The sequence below is a fragment of the Enterobacter sp. E14S genome, from assembly GCF_055666685.1.
The window spans coordinates 846,851-865,544 of record NZ_JBVODQ010000001.1; the positions used below are offsets into that span (position 1 = coordinate 846,851).

Sequence of the window (18,694 nt, forward strand, 5' to 3'; positions counted from 1 at the left end):
GGTAGTCATCATGGAAATGGATCTGAACAATCGCCTGACCGAAGACGAAACGCTCGAGCAGGCCTATGACATTTTTCTCGAACTGGCGGTTGATAACCTCGATCCCGCAGACGTGATCCTCTTTAATCTGCAGTTCGAAGAGCGCGGCGGCGCTGAATTGTTCGACCCTTCAGAAGACTGGGCTGAGCATGTTGATTTCGACCTGAATCCTGACTTCTTTGCCGAAGTGGTGATTGGGCTGGCCGATGAAGACGGCGGCGAAATTAACGATATTTTCGCCCGCGTCCTGCTCTGTCGCGAGAAAGACCACAAGCTGTGCCATATTCTCTGGCGCGAATAATAAAAAAGGCTGCGATTGCAGCCTTTTTTATTTACTCCGGCAATTCACTGCCGCAGCGGTAACAAAACCGCGCGCTGTGTTCATGTTCGCCCTGCTGGCAATGAGGACACTTGCGATGCTGCTTGCGGTTCTGGAAGGCGCTGCTCATATGTGTGGTAATAAGTCCCGTCGGGATCGCAATCACCGAATAGCCAATCAAAATCAGCACGGACGCCACGATGCGCCCCAGTGGCGTATGGGGCGTGATATCACCGTAACCCACGGTGGTGACGGTCACAATGGCCCAGTAAACCGACGCATTGAGCGTCGTAAAGCCATATTTGGGCCCTTCTATTAAATACATCAGCGCGCCAAAAACAATCATGACGATGGCAATAAACGAGTAGAACAAAATAAGCTGATGCCTAGCGCTGACGATCGCACTCCAGAACACGCGTAATGACGGCATAAAACGCAGTAACTTCAGAATACGTAATACCCGAATCACGCGCATCGCTCGCCAGGCAAAGACATAGCTCAGGCTAATCTCCGGCCACAGCCACATAACATAGAGCGGCAGGATGGTGGCTAAATCGATAAATCCCCAGAAGCTGAAAACATATCTGGCCGGGTTGGGCCAGGCTATCACTCGGAGGAGATACTCAGCGGTGAAGACCAGGGTAATCGCCAGCTCGAGCCAGACAAAGATATGCCATTCGTCAAACGTCAGGTGGTATTGCGTCCCGGCCCCTGATTCTATAAAGATGACAACCACGCTGAGGAGCGCAAATAAACCGCACAGACCTTCAAAGCGTCGCCCGGAAACCGTTTCAGGATCGAATAAAAAATGATATAGCCGCCGACGGGCTGACGTGAATATACGCGACACAGTTACCTCGCAAAAAATAAGGGCTGACATCATGTCAGCCCTTGCGATTATAACGGGTCTACTTTCAGGCAGGAAACCGCATGTCGGAAACTGCCTTCCAGAACCGGTCGCGTTTTTGCACATTCCGGCCCGGCCATCGGGCAGCGCGTGCGGAAGACGCAGCCTGACGGCGGATTAATCGGCGAGGGTAATTCCCCTTCCAAAAGCTGGATGGTTTTATTTTTCTCCAGATCGGGATCGGGGATCGGCACCGCGGACATCAGCGCTCTGGTGTAAGGGTGCAATGGATTGTGGTATACCTCGTCATAGGTGCCCAGCTCCACGGCATGCCCCAGATACATCACCAGCACGCGGTCAGAAATGTGTTTCACCACGGCCAGGTCATGCGCGATGAAGATCAGCGACAGCCCCATTTCGCGCTGCAGCTTCTGCAGGAGGTTAACCACCTGGGCCTGAATGGACACGTCCAGCGCGGAAACCGGCTCATCGCAGATAATCAGCTTCGGTTCGAGGATCAGCGCACGGGCAATACCAATACGCTGGCACTGACCGCCGGAGAACTCATGCGGATAGCGGTTGATGAGGTTTGGCAACAGGCCGACTTTCATCATCATCGCCTTCACGCGGTCGCGCACTTCCTGACGAGACATCTTCGGATGATAGGTACGCAGCGGCTCGGCAATAATCTCGCCGATGGTCATACGCGGGTTTAATGATGCCAGCGGATCCTGGAAAATCATCTGGATATCGCTGCGCACCTCGCGCCACTCGTCGGGCTTCATGCCCAGCAGATCTTTACCCAGCCAGGCCACTTTACCGTCGGTGGCTTTGACCAGACCGATAATGGCTCGCGCAAAGGTCGATTTACCGCAGCCGGACTCTCCCACCACGCCCAGGGTTTCCCCTTCGTACAGGCGCAGCGTGACGCCGTCCACCGCTTTCAGGGTCTTCGGCGGCTGCCAGAACCACTGTTTGCCGTCTTTGATGTCGAAATGCACTTTAAGATCGGCGATTTCGAGCAGCACGTTGCGTTTTTCATCTAATGCGTTCATACCAGCTCCTCCTGCGGCTTAAAGCAGGCGCGCAGACGGCCTGGTGCAAACTCTTCCAGCGGCGGAGCGCTGTTGCAGATTTCCATCGCGTGCGGGCAGCGCGGCTGGAACGGACAGCCTTTCGGCAGACGCAGCAGGTTTGGCGGGTTGCCCGGAATGGTGAGCAGGGATTCCCCTTCCGCATCAAGACGGGGTACCGCGTTCAGCAGACCAATGGAGTAAGGGTGCGCAGGCTGATAGAAGACATCGCGCGCTTTGCCGTATTCCATGGTACGACCGGCGTACATCACCAGCACTTTGTCACAGATGCCCGCCACCACGCCCAGGTCGTGGGTGATCATGATAATCGCCGTGTTGAACTCGCGCTTCAGCTCGTTCAACAGGGTCATGATTTGCGCCTGAACGGTAACGTCCAGCGCGGTGGTAGGTTCATCGGCAATCAGCAGCTTTGGCCGGCACAGCAGCGCCATCGCAATCATCACGCGCTGACGCATACCGCCAGAAAACTCGTGCGGGAACATGCGCATACGCTTACGCGCTTCCGGCATTTTCACCGCATCCAGCATTTTGACCGACTCTTCAAAGGCTTCCGCTTTGCCAAGGCCTTTGTGCAGCATCAGGACTTCCATCAGCTGCTCGCCCACGCGCATATACGGGTTCAGCGAGGTCATGGGATCCTGGAAAATCATCGAGATCTGCTCAGCGCGCAGCTTGTTCAGTTCGTGTTCCGGCAGGTTGAGGATTTCGCGACCGTTGAATTTAGCGGAGCCGCCAATCACGCCGTTAGCAGCAAGCAGGCCCATCAGCGCAAAGGCAGTCTGGGATTTTCCGGAACCGGATTCCCCTACGATCCCCAGCGTTTCACCCGCGCGCAGGTTGAAGTTGAGATCGTTGACGGCGGTAACATCCCCGTCCGGCGTTTTAAAGGTCACGCGGAGATCTTTCACATCCAGCAAAAGGTTATTCTGCTGTTGCGCCTGTGGCGCAGTGGCCGTTTCAATAATTGTCATGACGGCGCTCCTTAACGGTCTTTCGGGTCGAGGGCATCACGCAGGCCATCGCCGATAAAGTTAAAACAAAACAGGGTGACGACCAGGAAACCCGCCGGATAAAGCAGCAGCCACGGTGAAACTTCCATCGAGTTTGCGCCATCGCTCAGCAGCGCGCCCCAGCTGCTCAGTGGCTCTTGTGTACCCAGCCCCAGGAAGCTCAGGAAAGATTCGAACAGGATCATGCTCGGTACCAGCAGCGAGGCATAGACCACGACCACGCCCAGCACGTTAGGAACGATATGGCGAACCACGATATTCCCGGTGGACACACCGCCTACCTGCGCGGCTTCGATAAACTCTTTGCGTTTGAGGCTCAGCGTCTGGCCGCGAACAATACGCGCCATATCCAGCCAGGAAACCATCCCGATAGCCACAAAGATCAGCAGGATATTCTGGCCGAAGAAGGTCACCAGCAGGATGACGAAGAACATGAACGGGAAGGAGTTCAGGATTTCCAGCAGACGCATCATTACCGAGTCTATTTTGCCGCCGAGGTAGCCGGAAAGTGAACCGTAGAGCGTACCCACGATCACCGCCACCAGCGCGGCAGCAATACCGACCATCAGCGAGATACGGCCACCGATAGCGACACGCACCAGCAGATCGCGCCCCGAGGAGTCCGTGCCAAAATAGTGGCCTGATTCCATATCCGGCGCGCTGGACATCATGCCCCAGTCGGTGTCGAAATAGGTAAATTGCGACAGCATCGGCGCCAGGGTCACAAACAGCGCGATGATCACCAGAACAACCAGACTGGCAACCGCTGCACGGTTGTGCATAAAGCGACGGCGCGCGTCCTGCCAAAGGCTACGACCTTCTACTTCCAGTTTTTCACTGAAGTTTTCCAGCGCCTCGCTGTTTTTCTTACTCAACATCATGGCGTGCTCCAGCGTTAGTAACGAATTTTAGGGTCGATGACGGCATACAGCACATCGACAATAGCGTTAAAGAGAATGGTCAGCGCACCGACGAGAATGGTCAGGCTCAGCACCAGCGAATAGTCGCGGTTGAGCGCGCCGTTAACGAACAGCTGACCAATGCCGGGCAGGCCATAGATTGTTTCGATAACCATAGAGCCGGTGATGATCCCGACGAATGCCGGTCCCATGTAGGAGAGCACGGGCAACAGCGCCGGTTTGAGCGCGTGGCGGAAGATAATCCGACGCATCGGCAGCCCTTTAGCGCGCGCGGTACGAATGAAGTTCGAGTGCAGCACTTCGATCATTGAACCACGGGTGATACGCGCGATACTGGCGATGTACGCCAGCGATAATGCCACCATTGGCAAAATCATGAACTTCAATGCCCCGCCGTTCCAGCCGCCGCCAGGCAGCCACTTCAGCGTGATGGCAAATATCATCACCAGTAATGGCGCGACAACGAAGCTGGGTATTACTACCCCGGTCATTGCCACCCCCATTACGGCATAATCCCATTTGGTATTTTGTCTGAGCGCGGCGATGACGCCTGCGGTGACCCCGAAAACGATGGCCAGAATAAATGCCGCAGCACCCAACTTAGCCGAAACCGGGAAGCTGGACGCGACCAGGTCGTTAACGGAATAGTCTTTATATTTAAATGACGGTCCAAAATCGCCGTGGGCCAGCTGCTTCAGGTAATTGAAGTACTGGGTGGAGATTGGATCGTTTAAGTGGTATTTCGCTTCGATATTCGCCATAACTTCAGGCGGTAGCGTACGCTCACCGGTAAATGGACTGCCCGGCGCAAGACGCATCATGAAGAAGGAAATCGTGATGAGAATAAATAGCGTTGGAATCGCTTCAAGACAGCGACGTAGGATAAATTTCAACATTGCCCGTACCTTCTGGCGTGTGCCTATATTATGTGACGTTGGTTAGACACCGTGGGGCGAGCATGCCCGCCCCACTCATTGCCATTAATGCTTGATAATATACAAGTTTTTAACGTAGATATTATCCATCGGGTCTTTACCGGTATATCCACCTACCCACGGTTTCACCAGACGGGCGTTAACGTAGTAGTAAACCGGAACGATCGCGGAATCTTTATCCAGCTGCTGCTCGGCTTTAGAGTACAGTTCTGTACGCTGCGCTTCGTCAGTGGTTTTCAGCGTGTCGCCAATCAGCTTGTCGAACGCCGGGCTCTTATAGTGCGCGGTGTTGTTCGAGCTGTCGCTCAGCATGGTGTTCAGGAAGGAGGTCGGTTCGTTATAGTCCGCACACCAGCCAGCTCGTGCCACATCAAAGGTGCCCTGATGACGGCTGTCGAGGAAGGTTTTCCACTCCTGGTTTTCCAGCTTCACGTTCGCGCCCAGGTTCTTTTTCCAGATTGAGGCAACGGCGATAGCCAGTTTTTTGTGCAGATCGGAAGTGTTGTACAACAGGCTGAAGGTCAGCGGCTTATCTGCGGTGTAGCCCGCTTCGGCCAGCAGTTTCTTCGCTTCTGCGTTACGCTGTTCCTGAGTCTGTTTGAACCACTCTGGCTCGGTCAGTTTTGCGCCATCGGTGTATGGAGGGGTATAGCTGTACGCCGGCAGATCGCCCTGGTTTTTCACTTTGTTCACGATGATATCGCGATCCAGTGCCAGCTTCAGCGCGGTACGAACACGTACGTCGGTAAACGGTGCTTTCTGGTTGTTAATTTCGTAGTAATAGGTGCACAGGTACGGATCGACGTGAACTTCTTTAGGGATCTCTTTTTTCAGTTTCTGGAACAGTTCAATCGGCATGTTGTTATAGGTCATGTCGATTTCACCGCTGCGATAGCGGTTAACGTCAGTCACTTCGGACGAAATTGGCAGGTAGGTCACCTGGTCAATAACGGTTTTCGCGTTATCCCAATACTGCGGGTTACGGTCAAGCACCATACGTTCGTTGACCACCCAGTCTTTCAGCTTATAGGCACCGTTGGTCACGATATTGGCAGGCTGCGTCCATTTCTCACCAAATTTTTCCACGGCAGATTTTGGTACCGGAGAAACGGACGGGTGAACCAGCAGCTTATAGAAGTACGGAACAGGTTCGCTCAACGTCACTTCAAAGGTATTGGCATCGATCGCTTTTACGCCCAGGTCGGTAACAGGTTTTTTGCCCGCGATGATGTCATCAATATTGGCAATGTGGCCATATTGCAGGTAGCTCGCATACGGAGAGGCGGTGGTTGGATTCGCCAGACGCTGCCAGCTATAAACGAAATCTTCGGCCGTAACCGGTGTACCGTCGGACCATTTCGCATCTTTACGCAGATGGAAGGTCCAGACTTTGAAATCTTTGTTTTCCCATTTTTCTGCTACACCCGGTGCCGGGTGGCCGTCTACGTCTGTCACCAGCAGGCCTTCGAACAGGTCGCGGTTAACGTTAGACTCAGGAACACCTTCAATTTTGTGCGGGTCAAGAGACTGAACTTCCGCACCGTTGTTACGCACCAGCGTTTGTTTCTCCGCCAGTTGAACACCTGCAGGAACGTCCGCAGCCATTGCAGCGTTGCCCGCGATTAGCGCAGTTAAAATCCCCGCCGCTACCAGATTTTTTTTGTGATGATGGACATTGTGTTGGTACTCCACTCATTATAATGACTGGCCTTCGCCAGCTGTGTAATCCCCTGTTGGGGCCTGTACAGCGCAGGAGTTTTTTTTGCTGCTGTCAGGTTCTTCTTTTACTGCTTGCTATCACCGACTTTTTTATTACTGACCGCTCGTATGGCCGTCTTGCGTCGATTCTTTACAGGCCTCCCCTGTTTGAGACCTGCGATGGATATCTGAGAAGAGAACCATATGAAAATAATTCTCATCTTCTTGTTTTATGCTGCAAAATATTAGGCCGGAAAGTATCAAATGGCGTAAACGCGCGCCAATACATTTTGCAAATTTGTTAAGCAATTCTCTTTTACGGTGAGTACCGCATCGTTGAGGGCAGCCCTGCCGGACATCGAACACCACTTAAAAATCATGGAATTCAAAAGATAGAGAAAATTTTCTCTACACGCGCGTCGCTGCGCTATCATCGAGTGATTTGTACAAAAATTTAACAACTGGTTATTATTTAGCACATTCATCTAGGGGAATGTTGAATTTACTAATATCATTTCGGTTATCTCTCAGCAAGCCCCAGAGTATCATGTGAGTAAAATAACAGAGCGATCGCAGGTTTTCTGCGCAGGCGGGTTTGGCGGGAATTAATAACTCATTGAAATACAAGCAATGAACATTATTAGTAGAATTTATTATGATATGTGAGCATTTCAACTTTAGTTATAGGATTTACTGATAATGACGTAAAAAAACGGAGCCGTGGCTCCGTTCTTTCATACGAAATATCAGTGCAGCAAACCGGGGAAAATGCTTTTAATACCTGTCACGATGAATTCAATCCCTAACGCCATCAACAGCAGACCCATAATACGCGTTATGACGTTAATGCCCGTCTGCCCCAGCAGGCGCACCAGCCAGGGCGCCATGCGGAATACTCCCCAACAGCAGAGTGCGAAAAGCGCAATGGCAACGGAAAAGCCAATCAGGTGCATCAGGCTATGGTAACGCGTGCCCCAGACAATGGTTGAACTGATGGCGCCAGGGCCAGCCATGAGCGGTAAGGCCAGCGGCACCACGCCAATACTCTCGCGGATGGCGGTTTCTGACTTCTCCTGCTTGTTCTGTTTATCCTCGCCCAGCTTACCGCTGATCATGGACATGGCGATGGTCACGACCAGGATCCCACCCGCTATGCGGAAAGAGTCAATCGAAATCCCGAAGAGCTGGAGAATGGCGTCCCCCAGAAAAAGGGAGGTGAGCAATATGATAGCCACTGACAGGTTAGCGGTGAGGTTGGTCTTATTCCTCGCCGCCGCCGTCTGGTAACTCGTCATACTAATGAAGACAGGAATGATCCCCACCGGGTTGACCAGGGCAAACAAACCAATAAAAAATTTGAAATACGTTGGAAAATCAAAGAGCGTTTGGATCACGTTTTGCTCCGCTTATACACATGCCCGGGACTGACAATTTGTCATGAGAAATCGCGCTGAAGATACCCTTTTTATTAGCACACTTCACTCGAAATCTGTGCCAAAACGTTATCATTTCAGGATGTTAAACATATGTATAATCAATGATAGCGGCGCTTCCAATACTTACGTAATTATTTAACACTGGAAAAATCTCAACGAAATAACCCTGCTGAAAGGTATCAGCTTGGGGGAAAATTGACGCAGATCATGATTTCCGTACTCAGAAGTGAGTAATCTTGGTTACGCCCCCAGGGAGATCGCCTGACAAAAAGGGATGATGCTAAGGTAAGGCTCTTTTAGTAAATTAGTGTGCTGACGCAGAAAGTAACTCTTTGTTTTACTTTGTGTTACGCAAGTCGTATCGGCTCTGTCTATACTGTGTGACGTATCGAGCGCTGGTTTACTAAAAGAGTTTAAACATTATCAGGAGAGCATTATGGCTGTTACTAATATCGCTGAACTGAACGCACTCGTCGAGCGCGTTAAAAAAGCCCAGCGTGAATATGCCAATTTCACCCAAGAACAGGTTGATAAAATCTTCCGCGCGGCCGCACTGGCTGCTGCAGATGCTCGAATCCCTCTCGCTAAAATGGCCGTTGCCGAATCCGGCATGGGTATCGTGGAAGATAAAGTGATCAAAAACCACTTTGCTTCCGAGTATATCTACAACGCCTATAAAGATGAGAAAACCTGTGGCGTGCTGTCCGAAGACGACACCTTCGGTACCATCACCATCGCTGAACCTATCGGCATCATCTGCGGTATTGTTCCGACTACTAACCCAACGTCTACTGCTATCTTCAAATCACTGATTAGCCTGAAGACCCGTAACGCAATCATCTTCTCCCCACATCCACGTGCGAAAGACGCGACTAACAAAGCTGCGGATATTGTCCTGCAGGCGGCGATCGCTGCTGGCGCACCAAAAGATCTGATTGGCTGGATCGACCAACCTTCCGTTGAGCTCTCCAATGCCCTGATGCATCATCCGGACATTAACCTGATCCTGGCGACCGGTGGTCCTGGCATGGTTAAAGCCGCATACAGCTCCGGTAAACCTGCCATCGGTGTTGGCGCCGGTAACACCCCAGTTGTTATCGACGAAACCGCTGACATCAAACGTGCCGTTGCGTCTGTACTGATGTCTAAAACCTTCGATAACGGCGTGATCTGTGCATCTGAACAGTCTGTTGTTGTTGTCGATTCCGTGTACGACGCCGTTCGCGAACGTTTCGCCAGCCACGGCGGCTACCTGCTGCAGGGCAAAGAGCTGAAAGCGGTTCAGGACATCATCCTGAAAAATGGCGCGCTGAACGCCGCTATCGTGGGCCAGCCAGCGTACAAAATTGCTGAACTCGCAGGCTTTACCGTTCCGGCAACTACCAAAATCCTGATCGGTGAAGTGAAAGTTGTCGACGAAAGCGAGCCGTTTGCGCACGAAAAACTGTCTCCAACGCTTGCAATGTACCGTGCGAAAGATTTCGAAGACGCGGTAGAGAAAGCCGAGAAGCTGGTTGCCATGGGCGGTATCGGTCACACGTCTTGTCTGTACACCGACCAGGATAACCAGCCAGAACGTGTTGCTCACTTCGGTCAGATGATGAAAACTGCACGTATCCTGATTAACACCCCTGCTTCTCAGGGTGGTATCGGTGACCTGTACAACTTTAAACTCGCACCTTCCCTGACTCTGGGTTGTGGTTCCTGGGGTGGTAACTCCATCTCTGAAAACGTTGGTCCAAAACACCTGATCAACAAGAAAACCGTTGCTAAGCGAGCTGAAAACATGTTGTGGCACAAACTTCCGAAATCTATCTACTTCCGCCGTGGCTCACTGCCAATCGCGCTGGATGAAGTGATTACTGATGGCCACAAACGTGCGCTCATCGTGACTGACCGTTTCCTGTTCAACAACGGCTACGCTGACCAGATCACCTCTGTACTGAAAGCGGCTGGCGTTGAAACTGAAGTGTTCTTTGAAGTTGAAGCTGACCCTACCCTGAGCGTTGTGCGTAAAGGTGCTGAGCTGGCTAACTCTTTCAAACCAGATGTGATTATCGCACTGGGTGGTGGTTCCCCAATGGACGCCGCGAAAATCATGTGGGTCATGTACGAGCATCCTGAAACCCACTTCGAAGAACTGGCGCTGCGCTTTATGGACATCCGTAAACGTATCTACAAGTTCCCGAAAATGGGCGTAAAAGCGAAAATGATCGCGGTAACCACCACTTCCGGTACCGGTTCAGAAGTTACGCCATTCGCTGTAGTAACGGACGATGCAACAGGTCAGAAATACCCACTGGCTGACTATGCACTGACCCCAGACATGGCTATCGTTGATGCGAACCTGGTTATGGAAATGCCGAAGTCACTGTGTGCGTTCGGTGGCCTGGATGCGGTAACTCACGCCCTGGAAGCCTACGTTTCTGTACTGGCGTCTGAGTTCTCTGACGGTCAGGCTCTTCAGGCTCTGAAACTGCTGAAGGAAAACCTGCCAGCGTCCTACAACGAAGGGTCTAAAAACCCGGTAGCACGTGAACGCGTTCACAGTGCAGCTACCATCGCCGGTATCGCGTTTGCGAACGCCTTCCTGGGTGTTTGCCACTCAATGGCGCACAAACTGGGTTCTCAGTTCCACATTCCTCACGGTCTGGCGAACGCCCTGTTGATCAGCAACGTTATCCGTTATAACGCTAACGACAACCCAACCAAGCAGACTGCTTTCAGCCAGTACGATCGTCCGCAAGCGCGTCGTCGTTACGCTGAAATCGCAGACCACCTTGGTCTGAGCGCACCGGGTGACCGCACTGCTGCGAAGATTGAGAAACTGCTGGCATGGCTGGAAAGCCTGAAAGCTGAGCTGGGTATTCCTAAATCTATCCGTGAAGCAGGCGTTCAGGAAGCTGACTTCCTCGCTCACGTAGATAAGCTGTCTGAAGATGCATTCGATGACCAGTGTACTGGTGCTAACCCGCGCTACCCACTGATCTCCGAGCTGAAACAGATTCTGCTGGATACCTTCTACGGTCGTGAGTTCAAAGAAGGTGACGTTGCCGCTGTGAAAACAGAAGTTCCTGTCATCAAAGCTGACAAGAAAGCGAAGAAAAGCGCTTAATTGAAAGCAGAAGAAAAAACCCGCCTTTATGGCGGGTTTTTTTATGTCTGTATAACAAGGCTGGCGTTATTTCCTGTTGTCGTGTTGTATCGCCGTCAGCGAGCCTACAGACAACGCTTCTTTATAATGCTTACGACAGACTGAAACATAGCGTTCATTACCGCCTATAACCACCTGCTCGCCATCTGCATAAGGTTTCCCGGCCTGGTCGAGACGAAGCACCATGCTGGCTTTGCGACCGCAGAAGCAGATTGTTTTCAATTCGACAAGCTTATCCGACCAGGCAAGCAAATACTGGCTACCGGCAAAGAGCTCACCGCGGAAATCCGTACGCAGGCCGTAACACAACACGGGAATATCGAGCTCATCGACCACCTCTGAAAGGGCATGAACCTGTTCACGCGTCAGGAACTGGCTCTCATCTACCAGGACACAGTGAATGGGCTGCACGGCATGTTCTGTGCGAATGTCCTCATATAGATCGGTTTTAGGGTTAAACAGTCTGGCAGGCGACGAGAGCCCTATTCTGGAGCTCACCTTCCCTGCGCCAAAGCGATCGTCAATTTCAGCCGTATAAACAACGGTACGCATCCCGCGTTCCTGGTAATTGTACGAGGATTGCAGCAACGCGGTGGATTTCCCGGCATTCATTGCCGAATAGTAGAAATAAAGTTGTGCCATTGGCCGTAAAACCCTAATCAATGTGTAATATTCCCGATGATTCATTGTACCATAATTTGTCTGGTCATCAGCGATGTAGCACACAGAGGAAGCGTTTCAGCGCGGAGTTCACAACCTTCTTTTCATGAAAATAACCCGCTAAAACATGAAGTAAACTCCTTCAGCCTGGCCAATATGTTATATGTTTAGCCAAACATAACACTGCTTTTTATAGTGGAATCCCCGTTCTTTAAAATTCACTATTTATTAACTATTACAGTCTTAACATCACGGTGGGGAACTAATACAAAAGACTGATATTTCTCCGCCGCAACTATAATTCCTGCGGTAAATGTCACAAAAAAAAGAGGCAATCGACCGAGTCCAGCCGGGGTAGCTGATAACAAACGAGACTGTTGGGTGATGAAATTTAAGTTAGCGTAATTAATAATAGCGGCATTATTTAGTATTTTTTGAATTCCTTACATTCCTGGCTATTGCACAACTGAATTTATGGCTCTATTATTAGGTCAACAAACCACCCCCCATTATAAGTTTGAGATTACTACAATGAGCGAAGCACTTAAAATTCTGAACAACATCCGTACTCTTCGTGCGCAAGCAAGAGAATGCACCCTCGAAACGCTTGAAGAAATGCTGGAAAAATTAGAAGTTGTAGTTAATGAACGTCGTGAAGAAGAAAGCGCAGCTGCCGCTGAAATCGAAGAACGTACTCGTAAACTGCAGCAATATCGTGAAATGCTGATTGCTGATGGTATCGATCCAAATGAATTGCTGAACAGCATGGCTGCAGCTAAAACCGGTACTAAAGCCAAGCGTGCTGCTCGTCCTGCTAAATATAGCTACGTTGACGAGAACGGCGAAACTAAAACCTGGACTGGCCAGGGCCGCACTCCTGCTGTTATCAAGAAAGCCATGGACGAACAAGGTAAACAGCTGGACGACTTCCTGATCAAGGATTAATCAAGCCGTATTCAGAAAAATCCCGCGTAATGCGGGATTTTTTTTAACCTAAATTTGTCGCAAACATCCCCTTACACTCTGTCATAAAGCATTATTTGGAAATTTTAATAACTGTACTTTGAGACAGGTTTTGGAAGTGTTTAGGGCATAAAAAAACCGGTGGGCAGCGCCTCACCGGTTTCGGACATATCTAACCGTGGCTTATTTCTTAATACCTACGCTCTCTTTGAGCCAGGTTTTAAATTCTTCACCAAGAGTATTGTGGCGAATACCATATTCAACGAATGCCTGCATATAACCAAGCTTATTACCGCAGTCATGGCTCTTACCTTTCATATGGTAAGCCTCAACGGTCTCTTTCTCGATCAGCATATCAATGGCATCCGTCAGCTGAATCTCATCACCCGCTCCTGGAGGCGTTTTCGCCAGCAGAGGCCAGATTTCAGCGCTCAGGACATAGCGACCTACAACGGCCAGGTTTGAAGGCGCTACGTCGGCTTTAGGCTTCTCTACCACGCCAACCATTGGCACGCTTTCGCCCGGCTCAAGGTTAACGCCTTTGCAGTCAACCACACCGTATGCCGTCACGTCTTCAACAGGCTCAACCATAATCTGGCTGCTACCGGTTTCGTCGAAACGTTTGATCATCTCTGCCAGGTTATCCTGAGAAAGATCGGATTCGTATTCGTCCAGAATTACGTCAGGCAGAATTACCGCTACAGGCTCATCGCCTACAACAGGATGTGCACACATCACAGCGTGGCCCAGACCTTTAGCCAGGCCCTGACGAACCTGCATAATGGTAACGTGTGGCGGGCAAATAGACTGAACTTCTTCTAACAGCTGACGCTTAACACGTTTTTCCAGCATGGCTTCAAGTTCAAAGCTTGTATCGAAATGGTTTTCGATAGAGTTTTTTGATGAATGCGTAACCAGCACAATTTCAGTGATGCCGGCTGCGATACATTCATTAACGACATACTGGATTAATGGCTTATCAACCAGAGGCAACATCTCTTTAGGAATTGCCTTAGTTGCTGGTAACATCCTGGTCCCCAATCCCGCTACCGGGATGACGGCCTTTCTGACTTTCGAATTTAGGGCAGCCATTCAAATTCTCCTGAGCTGTTCAAGTTTTGAACTTTTATGCAATAAATAACGCGTTGAGTATATCAGCCTCGCCCCGCAGTCCGGGTCTGAAAAGAACGCGTTGCCGATCAATTAGGACAAATACGCATGAATCTGGGCAGCGATAGTAGCACTCCCCGTAAAACACAGGTAAAGCAATCTTAAAATTAAGATCCAATTGCTTATTCCGTGGACAACATTAAGCGTAGCCGTCCCCCGGCGCCCCAAATTTGGCACTGCCAGGAGGAACAGCGGTGGCTAATTTGATTAAGATACGCCGTACCCAATGTCCCAAGCGGAACGCCGTTACTCACCTGAATATGATGTTCACCGGTATTCAGTGAAGCGTTTAGACCTGCTGAAACGAGGATTAGATTCTTTAAACCGCTGTGGTAATAGCCGACCAGCAGCGGGAACTGTCCGGGCAAATTAGCCTGGCGAAAAAGCTGGTTTACCTGTTTGAGCAAACTGCCTAACTCCGGCAGCCGTTGTCCCTGATGCGATAACTGTTCCTGCAGCAAACCATTAAATAGCGCGCGAAGAAGTAACGCGGCTAATACGCCATTATCCCCCGCACGGGTGACATCCAGAGAATAAAACGCAAGGTCGGAATCAGATAAAGGTGCGATATCCAGTACCAGTCCCGGCTGATCAGCCGCCACCAGCTGACGATAATTTACGCGGCAGTGTGAAATAGTTTGCTGTACGGGTGGCTGAAGTTCTTGCAACAGTTTCGCCGCAGCAGGAGGATCGCTCACCAGTGCATCCCAGTCCTGGAAAAGACGCTCCTCTTCCTCTACCCGGGAATTAAACATATTTGGATAAAGGCACGCTAAGACCGTTTCTCGCAGCCGGTTCAGATCCTTGACCGGCTTAAGCAGAATATCCTGGACGCCAAGACGCAATGCTTTGGCGATATCCGCCATATTCTCTGTGGCAGAGATCACCAGAATCGGCGTCTGGTTGCCTTCGTTACGCAGATGTTCAACCAGCTTCAGCCCATTCATGCGCGGCATCGCAATGTCGCAAATCATCAAATCGGGCGTAATGCTGATCATTTTTTCCAGGGCGTCGATACCATCTTCAGCGAGTGAAGTGATTGCTCCCAGCGAGGATAACCACGAATCCAGTAGCGATCGGAAAACGGGCTCGTCTTCTACAATCAAAATGTGTTTTCCGGCCAATGGCTGCGTCATGGTTCCTCCCCTGGCTGACAGTAACTAAATAGTGGCATGCGATCGGCACTATCGCCTGTCAGATTTTGCTGAAGTAGTCAAAAAAAGGTGCTTAACGTGCGGTTTGCACAAAAGGCAACAATTCGTCCATTTTCTTTTCGACGGCTAACGAGCCCGCTGCGATGGCGGCCTCAGCCCGATGGAAATCAAGAGTAGAGATTTGCGGACAGTAAGGCTGAATAAGAATATCTGGCGGGTCGCCTGCCATACGATTGCGCTTAAGGCGATTCTCCAGTACCTGGATTGACGTGGTCATGATTTCTATCGCCGTCGGCGCGGCAACCGAGCGTCGCGCGGCCATACGCCCGATTCTACCGCGCAGGCGCTCATGCCAGGCCAGTTTCTCGCCCTCGGCATCTTCGCTCTGGAGATTGACCGGCATGAGATCCTGTTGCATCAGGTGGGCGTCGTGCTGCAGGTCGACGGCAATCACGATATCCGCCCCCATTGCACGGGTCAGAGAGATGGGAACCGGGTTTACAACGCCACCGTCGACAAGCCAGTAACCGTTGTGTGGGACAGGCGCCATGAGCCCCGGCATGCTGCAGGAGGCGCGCACGGCAAGATGGATATCCCCTTCGGTTAGCCAGAGTTCGCGTCCCGTGCTGAGGTTCGTCGCGACGGCGCCGAAGGGCATCTGACAATCAGTGAAGTCTTCGAGAGGCATAACCTGGCGGAACTGGTTAAAGACGCGTTCGCCGCGCAACAGCCCACCACGCTGCCACGAGAGGTCCATCAGGCGCAGGACGTCCCAGTAACTGAAGGAACGCACCCAGGTCTCGAGTTCCGGAAGCTTCCCGCACGCGTAAGCGGAGCCGACAAGCGATCCTATTGAACAACCTGCGACAATATCTACGTTAATGCCCATCTTGTTTAAGGCATTAATCACGCCGATGTGTGACCATCCCCGGGCTGCACCTGAGCCCAGCGCCAGTCCAATTTTAACCTTTCTCATTAGCCCTGTTTTACTTCCCCTGGATTCCTGACATAGCGTCAACGCAACAGCTCAGTTAACATAGTGCTACCCGAAGCGTTTTACGCCTTTATTATTTGTTCCAGGAAGAGAATCGTGTCTCAACTCTGCCCTTGTGGTAGCGCTCTGGAGTATAGCCTATGTTGCCAGCGATATCTGTCTGGCGATCAGGTTGCACCAGACCCGTCACACCTCATGCGTTCACGTTACACCGCTTTTGTGATCAAAGACGCAGACTACCTGATTAAAACCTGGCATCCCTCCTGCCACGCTGCCGAATTCAGACAGGACATCGAAGCCGGCTTCGCGAACACGCAGTGGCTCGGCCTCACCGTCTATGAATCCGCAACGGGCAGTCATGTGGATGAAGGTTACGTCAGCTTTGTTGCTCGTTTTACCGAGAATAATAAACCTGGTGCCATTATCGAGCGTTCCCGGTTCTTAAAGGAAAGCGGGCAGTGGTATTATATTGACGGAACGCGCCCACAGTTTGGTCGTAACGATCCCTGCCCGTGTGGTTCAGGTAAAAAATTTAAAAAGTGTTGCGGGCAGTAATGCCTGACAACCCAGACTTCGCAAATACAAACAGGATTTCCCGGCGATGCAATCATTACAACGTAAAGTTCTGCGCACCATCTGTCCCGATCAAAAAGGACTGATCGCACGAATTACCAACATTTGCTACAAACATGAACTGAATATCGTGCAGAACAACGAGTTCGTTGACCACCGTACCGGCCGCTTCTTTATGCGTACCGAACTCGAAGGTATTTTCAACGACACCACCCTGCTTGCCGATCTCGACAGTGCGCTTCCGGAAGGTTCCGTGCGCGAACTGACCCCAGCCGGTCGACGCCGCATCGTGATCCTGGTGACCAAAGAAGCACACTGTCTGGGCGACCTGCTGATGAAAGCAAACTACGGCGGTCTGGACGTGGAAATAGCTGCCGTTATTGGCAACCATGAGACGCTGCGCACGCTGGTCGAGCGTTTTGATATTCCGTTCGAGCTGGTGAGCCACGAAGGCCATACCCGTGAAGAACACGACGATCTGATGGCGCAGGCCATTGAAGCGCATAACCCGGACTACGTGGTGCTGGCGAAATACATGCGCGTGTTAACGCCATCCTTCGTGGCGCGTTTCCCGAACAAGATCATCAACATTCACCACTCGTTCCTGCCGGCCTTTATTGGCGCGCGTCCCTACCACCAGGCCTACGAGCGCGGCGTGAAGATCATCGGTGCGACCGCGCACTATGTGAATGACAACCTGGACGAAGGTCCAATCATCATGCAGGACGTGATTCACGTGGACCACACCTACACGGCCGAGGACATGATGCGTGCAGGGCGTGACGTTGAGAAGAACGTGCTCAGTCGTGCGCTGTATCAGGTGCTGGCGCAGCGTGTCTTTGTCTACGGCAACAGAACCATCATTCTTTAATCTTTCGGAAAATGAATTGATTAGCTTTGCGCCTTTACGGATAAAAAGCAGGCAAACAGCTTCATTTACCTAAAGGAATGCTTTACAGGGGCGCCTCATTTGATATGATGCGCCCCGCTTCCAGCAGGAAGCAGGCCAGTAAAAAGCATTACCCCGTGGTGGGGTTCCCGAGCGGCCAAAGGGAGCAGACTGTAAATCTGCCGTCATCGACTTCGAAGGTTCGAATCCTTCCCCCACCACCATCACTTTCAAATAACTCCAAACCTCCTTTTTGCACCAGGCATCATGTATTTCCGTAACGGGGAAGCCTTCGTAGGCGCAGCCGCCACCTGGCGACAGAATCCAGAAGCCTACATCGGCGGCAAACGACGCTTCACCGGCGAACTCTTCACAATCGACGTATTGCACTGGGCATGCTCCGCCAGGCCGTCCAGCAGCACATCCAGCTGCTCTATCGATCGCACCACCAGCCTAATCACAAAGCAATCTTCCCCGGTGACTTTGTCGCTCTCAATACACTCCGGCATCGCCTGAATGTATTTATCCACCTTATGCAACAGCCCCGGCAAAGGCCGCACGCGCACCAGCGCCTGCAGCGTATACCCCAGCGCCGCCAGATTCACCCGTGCGCCATACCCCTGAATCACACCGCGCTCTTCCAGCCTCTTCAGGCGTTCTGCCGTGCTGGGGGAAGTCAGACCGATGCGTCCGCTGAGCACCTTCAAAGACATGCGCGCATCCTCGACCAGACAGGCTAAAATTTGACGGTCGATATCATCGAGAAGGTATTCCATCGTTTTCACCTAATTTTAAAAAGACATCACTGCATTTCACCTTATCTCATCCCTGTAAAACCC

General features: G+C 51.4%; 17 protein-coding genes and 1 tRNA gene. 6 read left to right on the plus strand and 12 right to left on the minus strand.

Going from position 1 to position 18,694, the window contains the following annotated elements; translation table 11 throughout:
• The first annotated feature begins 10 nt into the window (after nucleotides 1–10).
• A complete protein-coding gene (locus ACZ6J2_RS04095; protein ID WP_006810881.1) occupies nucleotides 11–340 on the plus strand; it encodes an HI1450 family dsDNA-mimic protein in 330 nt (109 codons plus the stop codon).
• Nucleotides 341–371: 31 nt separating this feature from the next.
• On the opposite strand, the gene ACZ6J2_RS04100 is transcribed toward ACZ6J2_RS04095, so the two are convergent.
• From ACZ6J2_RS04100 to ACZ6J2_RS04130, 7 genes are all read right to left on the minus strand, one after another.
• Complete coding sequence (locus ACZ6J2_RS04100) at nucleotides 372–1,241, minus strand: ion transporter (RefSeq protein WP_471724876.1); 870 nt, start codon at nucleotides 1,239–1,241, stop codon at nucleotides 372–374.
• A gap of 14 nt (nucleotides 1,242–1,255) precedes the next feature.
• Entirely contained in the window at nucleotides 1,256–2,260 is a 1,005-nt protein-coding gene (gene oppF / locus ACZ6J2_RS04105; RefSeq protein ID WP_023312094.1) for a murein tripeptide/oligopeptide ABC transporter ATP-binding protein OppF, read from the minus strand.
• The gene (gene oppD / locus ACZ6J2_RS04110) at nucleotides 2,257–3,270 is read right to left on the minus strand and encodes an ABC transporter ATP-binding protein (protein ID WP_023312095.1); all 1,014 of its coding nucleotides are present in this window, start codon (nucleotides 3,268–3,270) and stop codon (nucleotides 2,257–2,259) included. Before oppD ends, oppF begins: the two co-directional genes overlap by 4 nt.
• 11 nt (nucleotides 3,271–3,281) lie before the next feature.
• The gene (oppC, locus tag ACZ6J2_RS04115) at nucleotides 3,282–4,190 is read right to left on the minus strand and encodes an oligopeptide ABC transporter permease OppC (RefSeq protein WP_023312096.1); all 909 of its coding nucleotides are present in this window, start codon (nucleotides 4,188–4,190) and stop codon (nucleotides 3,282–3,284) included.
• Nucleotides 4,191–4,204: 14 nt separating this feature from the next.
• Nucleotides 4,205–5,125, minus strand: coding sequence for an oligopeptide ABC transporter permease OppB (gene oppB / locus ACZ6J2_RS04120; RefSeq protein WP_008502786.1), 921 nt, complete (start codon nucleotides 5,123–5,125; stop codon nucleotides 4,205–4,207).
• Between the two features lie 84 nt (nucleotides 5,126–5,209).
• The gene (gene oppA, locus ACZ6J2_RS04125) at nucleotides 5,210–6,856 is read right to left on the minus strand and encodes an oligopeptide ABC transporter substrate-binding protein OppA (RefSeq protein WP_471724878.1); all 1,647 of its coding nucleotides are present in this window, start codon (nucleotides 6,854–6,856) and stop codon (nucleotides 5,210–5,212) included.
• A gap of 752 nt (nucleotides 6,857–7,608) precedes the next feature.
• Nucleotides 7,609–8,256 (minus strand): YchE family NAAT transporter, encoded by a 648-nt coding sequence (locus ACZ6J2_RS04130; RefSeq protein WP_023312098.1) that lies wholly within the window; start codon nucleotides 8,254–8,256, stop codon nucleotides 7,609–7,611.
• Between the two features lie 478 nt (nucleotides 8,257–8,734).
• Here ACZ6J2_RS04130 and adhE point away from each other — a divergent pair, with 478 nt between their 5' ends.
• Nucleotides 8,735–11,413 (plus strand): bifunctional acetaldehyde-CoA/alcohol dehydrogenase, encoded by a 2,679-nt coding sequence (adhE, locus tag ACZ6J2_RS04135; protein WP_023312099.1) that lies wholly within the window; start codon nucleotides 8,735–8,737, stop codon nucleotides 11,411–11,413.
• Between the two features lie 66 nt (nucleotides 11,414–11,479).
• Here the strand turns inward: adhE and tdk are convergent, their stop codons facing one another.
• Nucleotides 11,480–12,094 carry a thymidine kinase gene (gene tdk, locus ACZ6J2_RS04140; protein WP_032656689.1) on the minus strand — a complete coding sequence of 205 codons (615 nt, stop codon included), beginning with the start codon at nucleotides 12,092–12,094 and terminating at the stop codon, nucleotides 11,480–11,482.
• A gap of 549 nt (nucleotides 12,095–12,643) precedes the next feature.
• Between tdk and hns the strand changes: the two genes are divergently transcribed.
• Nucleotides 12,644–13,057 carry a histone-like nucleoid-structuring protein H-NS gene (gene hns / locus ACZ6J2_RS04145; protein ID WP_008502781.1) on the plus strand — a complete coding sequence of 138 codons (414 nt, stop codon included), beginning with the start codon at nucleotides 12,644–12,646 and terminating at the stop codon, nucleotides 13,055–13,057.
• Nucleotides 13,058–13,258: 201 nt separating this feature from the next.
• On the opposite strand, the gene galU is transcribed toward hns, so the two are convergent.
• The 3 genes from galU to rssA form a co-directional block, all read right to left on the minus strand.
• Nucleotides 13,259–14,167, minus strand: a complete 909-nt coding sequence (galU, locus tag ACZ6J2_RS04150) for a UTP--glucose-1-phosphate uridylyltransferase GalU (RefSeq protein WP_008502780.1) — start codon at nucleotides 14,165–14,167, stop codon at nucleotides 13,259–13,261.
• Between the two features lie 200 nt (nucleotides 14,168–14,367).
• Nucleotides 14,368–15,381, minus strand: coding sequence for a two-component system response regulator RssB (gene rssB / locus ACZ6J2_RS04155; protein ID WP_471724881.1), 1,014 nt, complete (start codon nucleotides 15,379–15,381; stop codon nucleotides 14,368–14,370).
• Nucleotides 15,382–15,472: 91 nt separating this feature from the next.
• The gene (gene rssA, locus ACZ6J2_RS04160) at nucleotides 15,473–16,375 is read right to left on the minus strand and encodes a patatin-like phospholipase RssA (protein WP_023312102.1); all 903 of its coding nucleotides are present in this window, start codon (nucleotides 16,373–16,375) and stop codon (nucleotides 15,473–15,475) included.
• A gap of 114 nt (nucleotides 16,376–16,489) precedes the next feature.
• Between rssA and ACZ6J2_RS04165 the strand changes: the two genes are divergently transcribed.
• The 3 genes from ACZ6J2_RS04165 to ACZ6J2_RS04175 all read left to right on the plus strand — a co-directional run bounded on the left by ACZ6J2_RS04165 (nucleotide 16,490) and on the right by ACZ6J2_RS04175 (nucleotide 18,079).
• A complete protein-coding gene (locus ACZ6J2_RS04165; RefSeq protein WP_471724883.1) occupies nucleotides 16,490–16,948 on the plus strand; it encodes a YchJ family protein in 459 nt (152 codons plus the stop codon).
• 46 nt (nucleotides 16,949–16,994) lie between these two features.
• Nucleotides 16,995–17,837, plus strand: coding sequence for a formyltetrahydrofolate deformylase (gene purU / locus ACZ6J2_RS04170; RefSeq protein ID WP_023312104.1), 843 nt, complete (start codon nucleotides 16,995–16,997; stop codon nucleotides 17,835–17,837).
• Nucleotides 17,838–17,994: 157 nt separating this feature from the next.
• Nucleotides 17,995–18,079: transfer RNA gene (locus ACZ6J2_RS04175), tRNA-Tyr, on the plus strand.
• 108 nt (nucleotides 18,080–18,187) lie between these two features.
• Here the strand turns inward: ACZ6J2_RS04175 and ACZ6J2_RS04180 are convergent.
• On the minus strand, nucleotides 18,188–18,631 hold the full coding sequence (locus ACZ6J2_RS04180; RefSeq protein ID WP_029740417.1) for an Lrp/AsnC family transcriptional regulator: 444 nt from the start codon (nucleotides 18,629–18,631) through the stop codon (nucleotides 18,188–18,190).
• Nucleotides 18,632–18,694 lie beyond the last annotated feature (63 nt).

What these genes read in the sequence shown, in the direction of transcription:
- ACZ6J2_RS04095 (WP_006810881.1), top strand. Translation starts at nt 11, where the DNA reads ATGGAAATGGATCTGAACAATCGCCTGACCGAAGACGAAACGCTCGAG.
- ACZ6J2_RS04100 (WP_471724876.1), bottom strand. Translation starts at nt 1,241, where the DNA reads ATGATGTCAGCCCTTATTTTTTGCGAGGTAACTGTGTCGCGTATATTC.
- oppF (WP_023312094.1), bottom strand. Translation starts at nt 2,260, where the DNA reads ATGAACGCATTAGATGAAAAACGCAACGTGCTGCTCGAAATCGCCGAT.
- oppD (WP_023312095.1), bottom strand. Translation starts at nt 3,270, where the DNA reads ATGACAATTATTGAAACGGCCACTGCGCCACAGGCGCAACAGCAGAAT.
- oppC (WP_023312096.1), bottom strand. Translation starts at nt 4,190, where the DNA reads ATGATGTTGAGTAAGAAAAACAGCGAGGCGCTGGAAAACTTCAGTGAA.
- oppB (WP_008502786.1), bottom strand. Translation starts at nt 5,125, where the DNA reads ATGTTGAAATTTATCCTACGTCGCTGTCTTGAAGCGATTCCAACGCTA.
- adhE (WP_023312099.1), top strand. Translation starts at nt 8,735, where the DNA reads ATGGCTGTTACTAATATCGCTGAACTGAACGCACTCGTCGAGCGCGTT.
- tdk (WP_032656689.1), bottom strand. Translation starts at nt 12,094, where the DNA reads ATGGCACAACTTTATTTCTACTATTCGGCAATGAATGCCGGGAAATCC.
- hns (WP_008502781.1), top strand. Translation starts at nt 12,644, where the DNA reads ATGAGCGAAGCACTTAAAATTCTGAACAACATCCGTACTCTTCGTGCG.
- galU (WP_008502780.1), bottom strand. Translation starts at nt 14,167, where the DNA reads ATGGCTGCCCTAAATTCGAAAGTCAGAAAGGCCGTCATCCCGGTAGCG.
- rssB (WP_471724881.1), bottom strand. Translation starts at nt 15,381, where the DNA reads ATGACGCAGCCATTGGCCGGAAAACACATTTTGATTGTAGAAGACGAG.
- rssA (WP_023312102.1), bottom strand. Translation starts at nt 16,375, where the DNA reads ATGAGAAAGGTTAAAATTGGACTGGCGCTGGGCTCAGGTGCAGCCCGG.
- purU (WP_023312104.1), top strand. Translation starts at nt 16,995, where the DNA reads ATGCAATCATTACAACGTAAAGTTCTGCGCACCATCTGTCCCGATCAA.
- ACZ6J2_RS04180 (WP_029740417.1), bottom strand. Translation starts at nt 18,631, where the DNA reads ATGGAATACCTTCTCGATGATATCGACCGTCAAATTTTAGCCTGTCTG.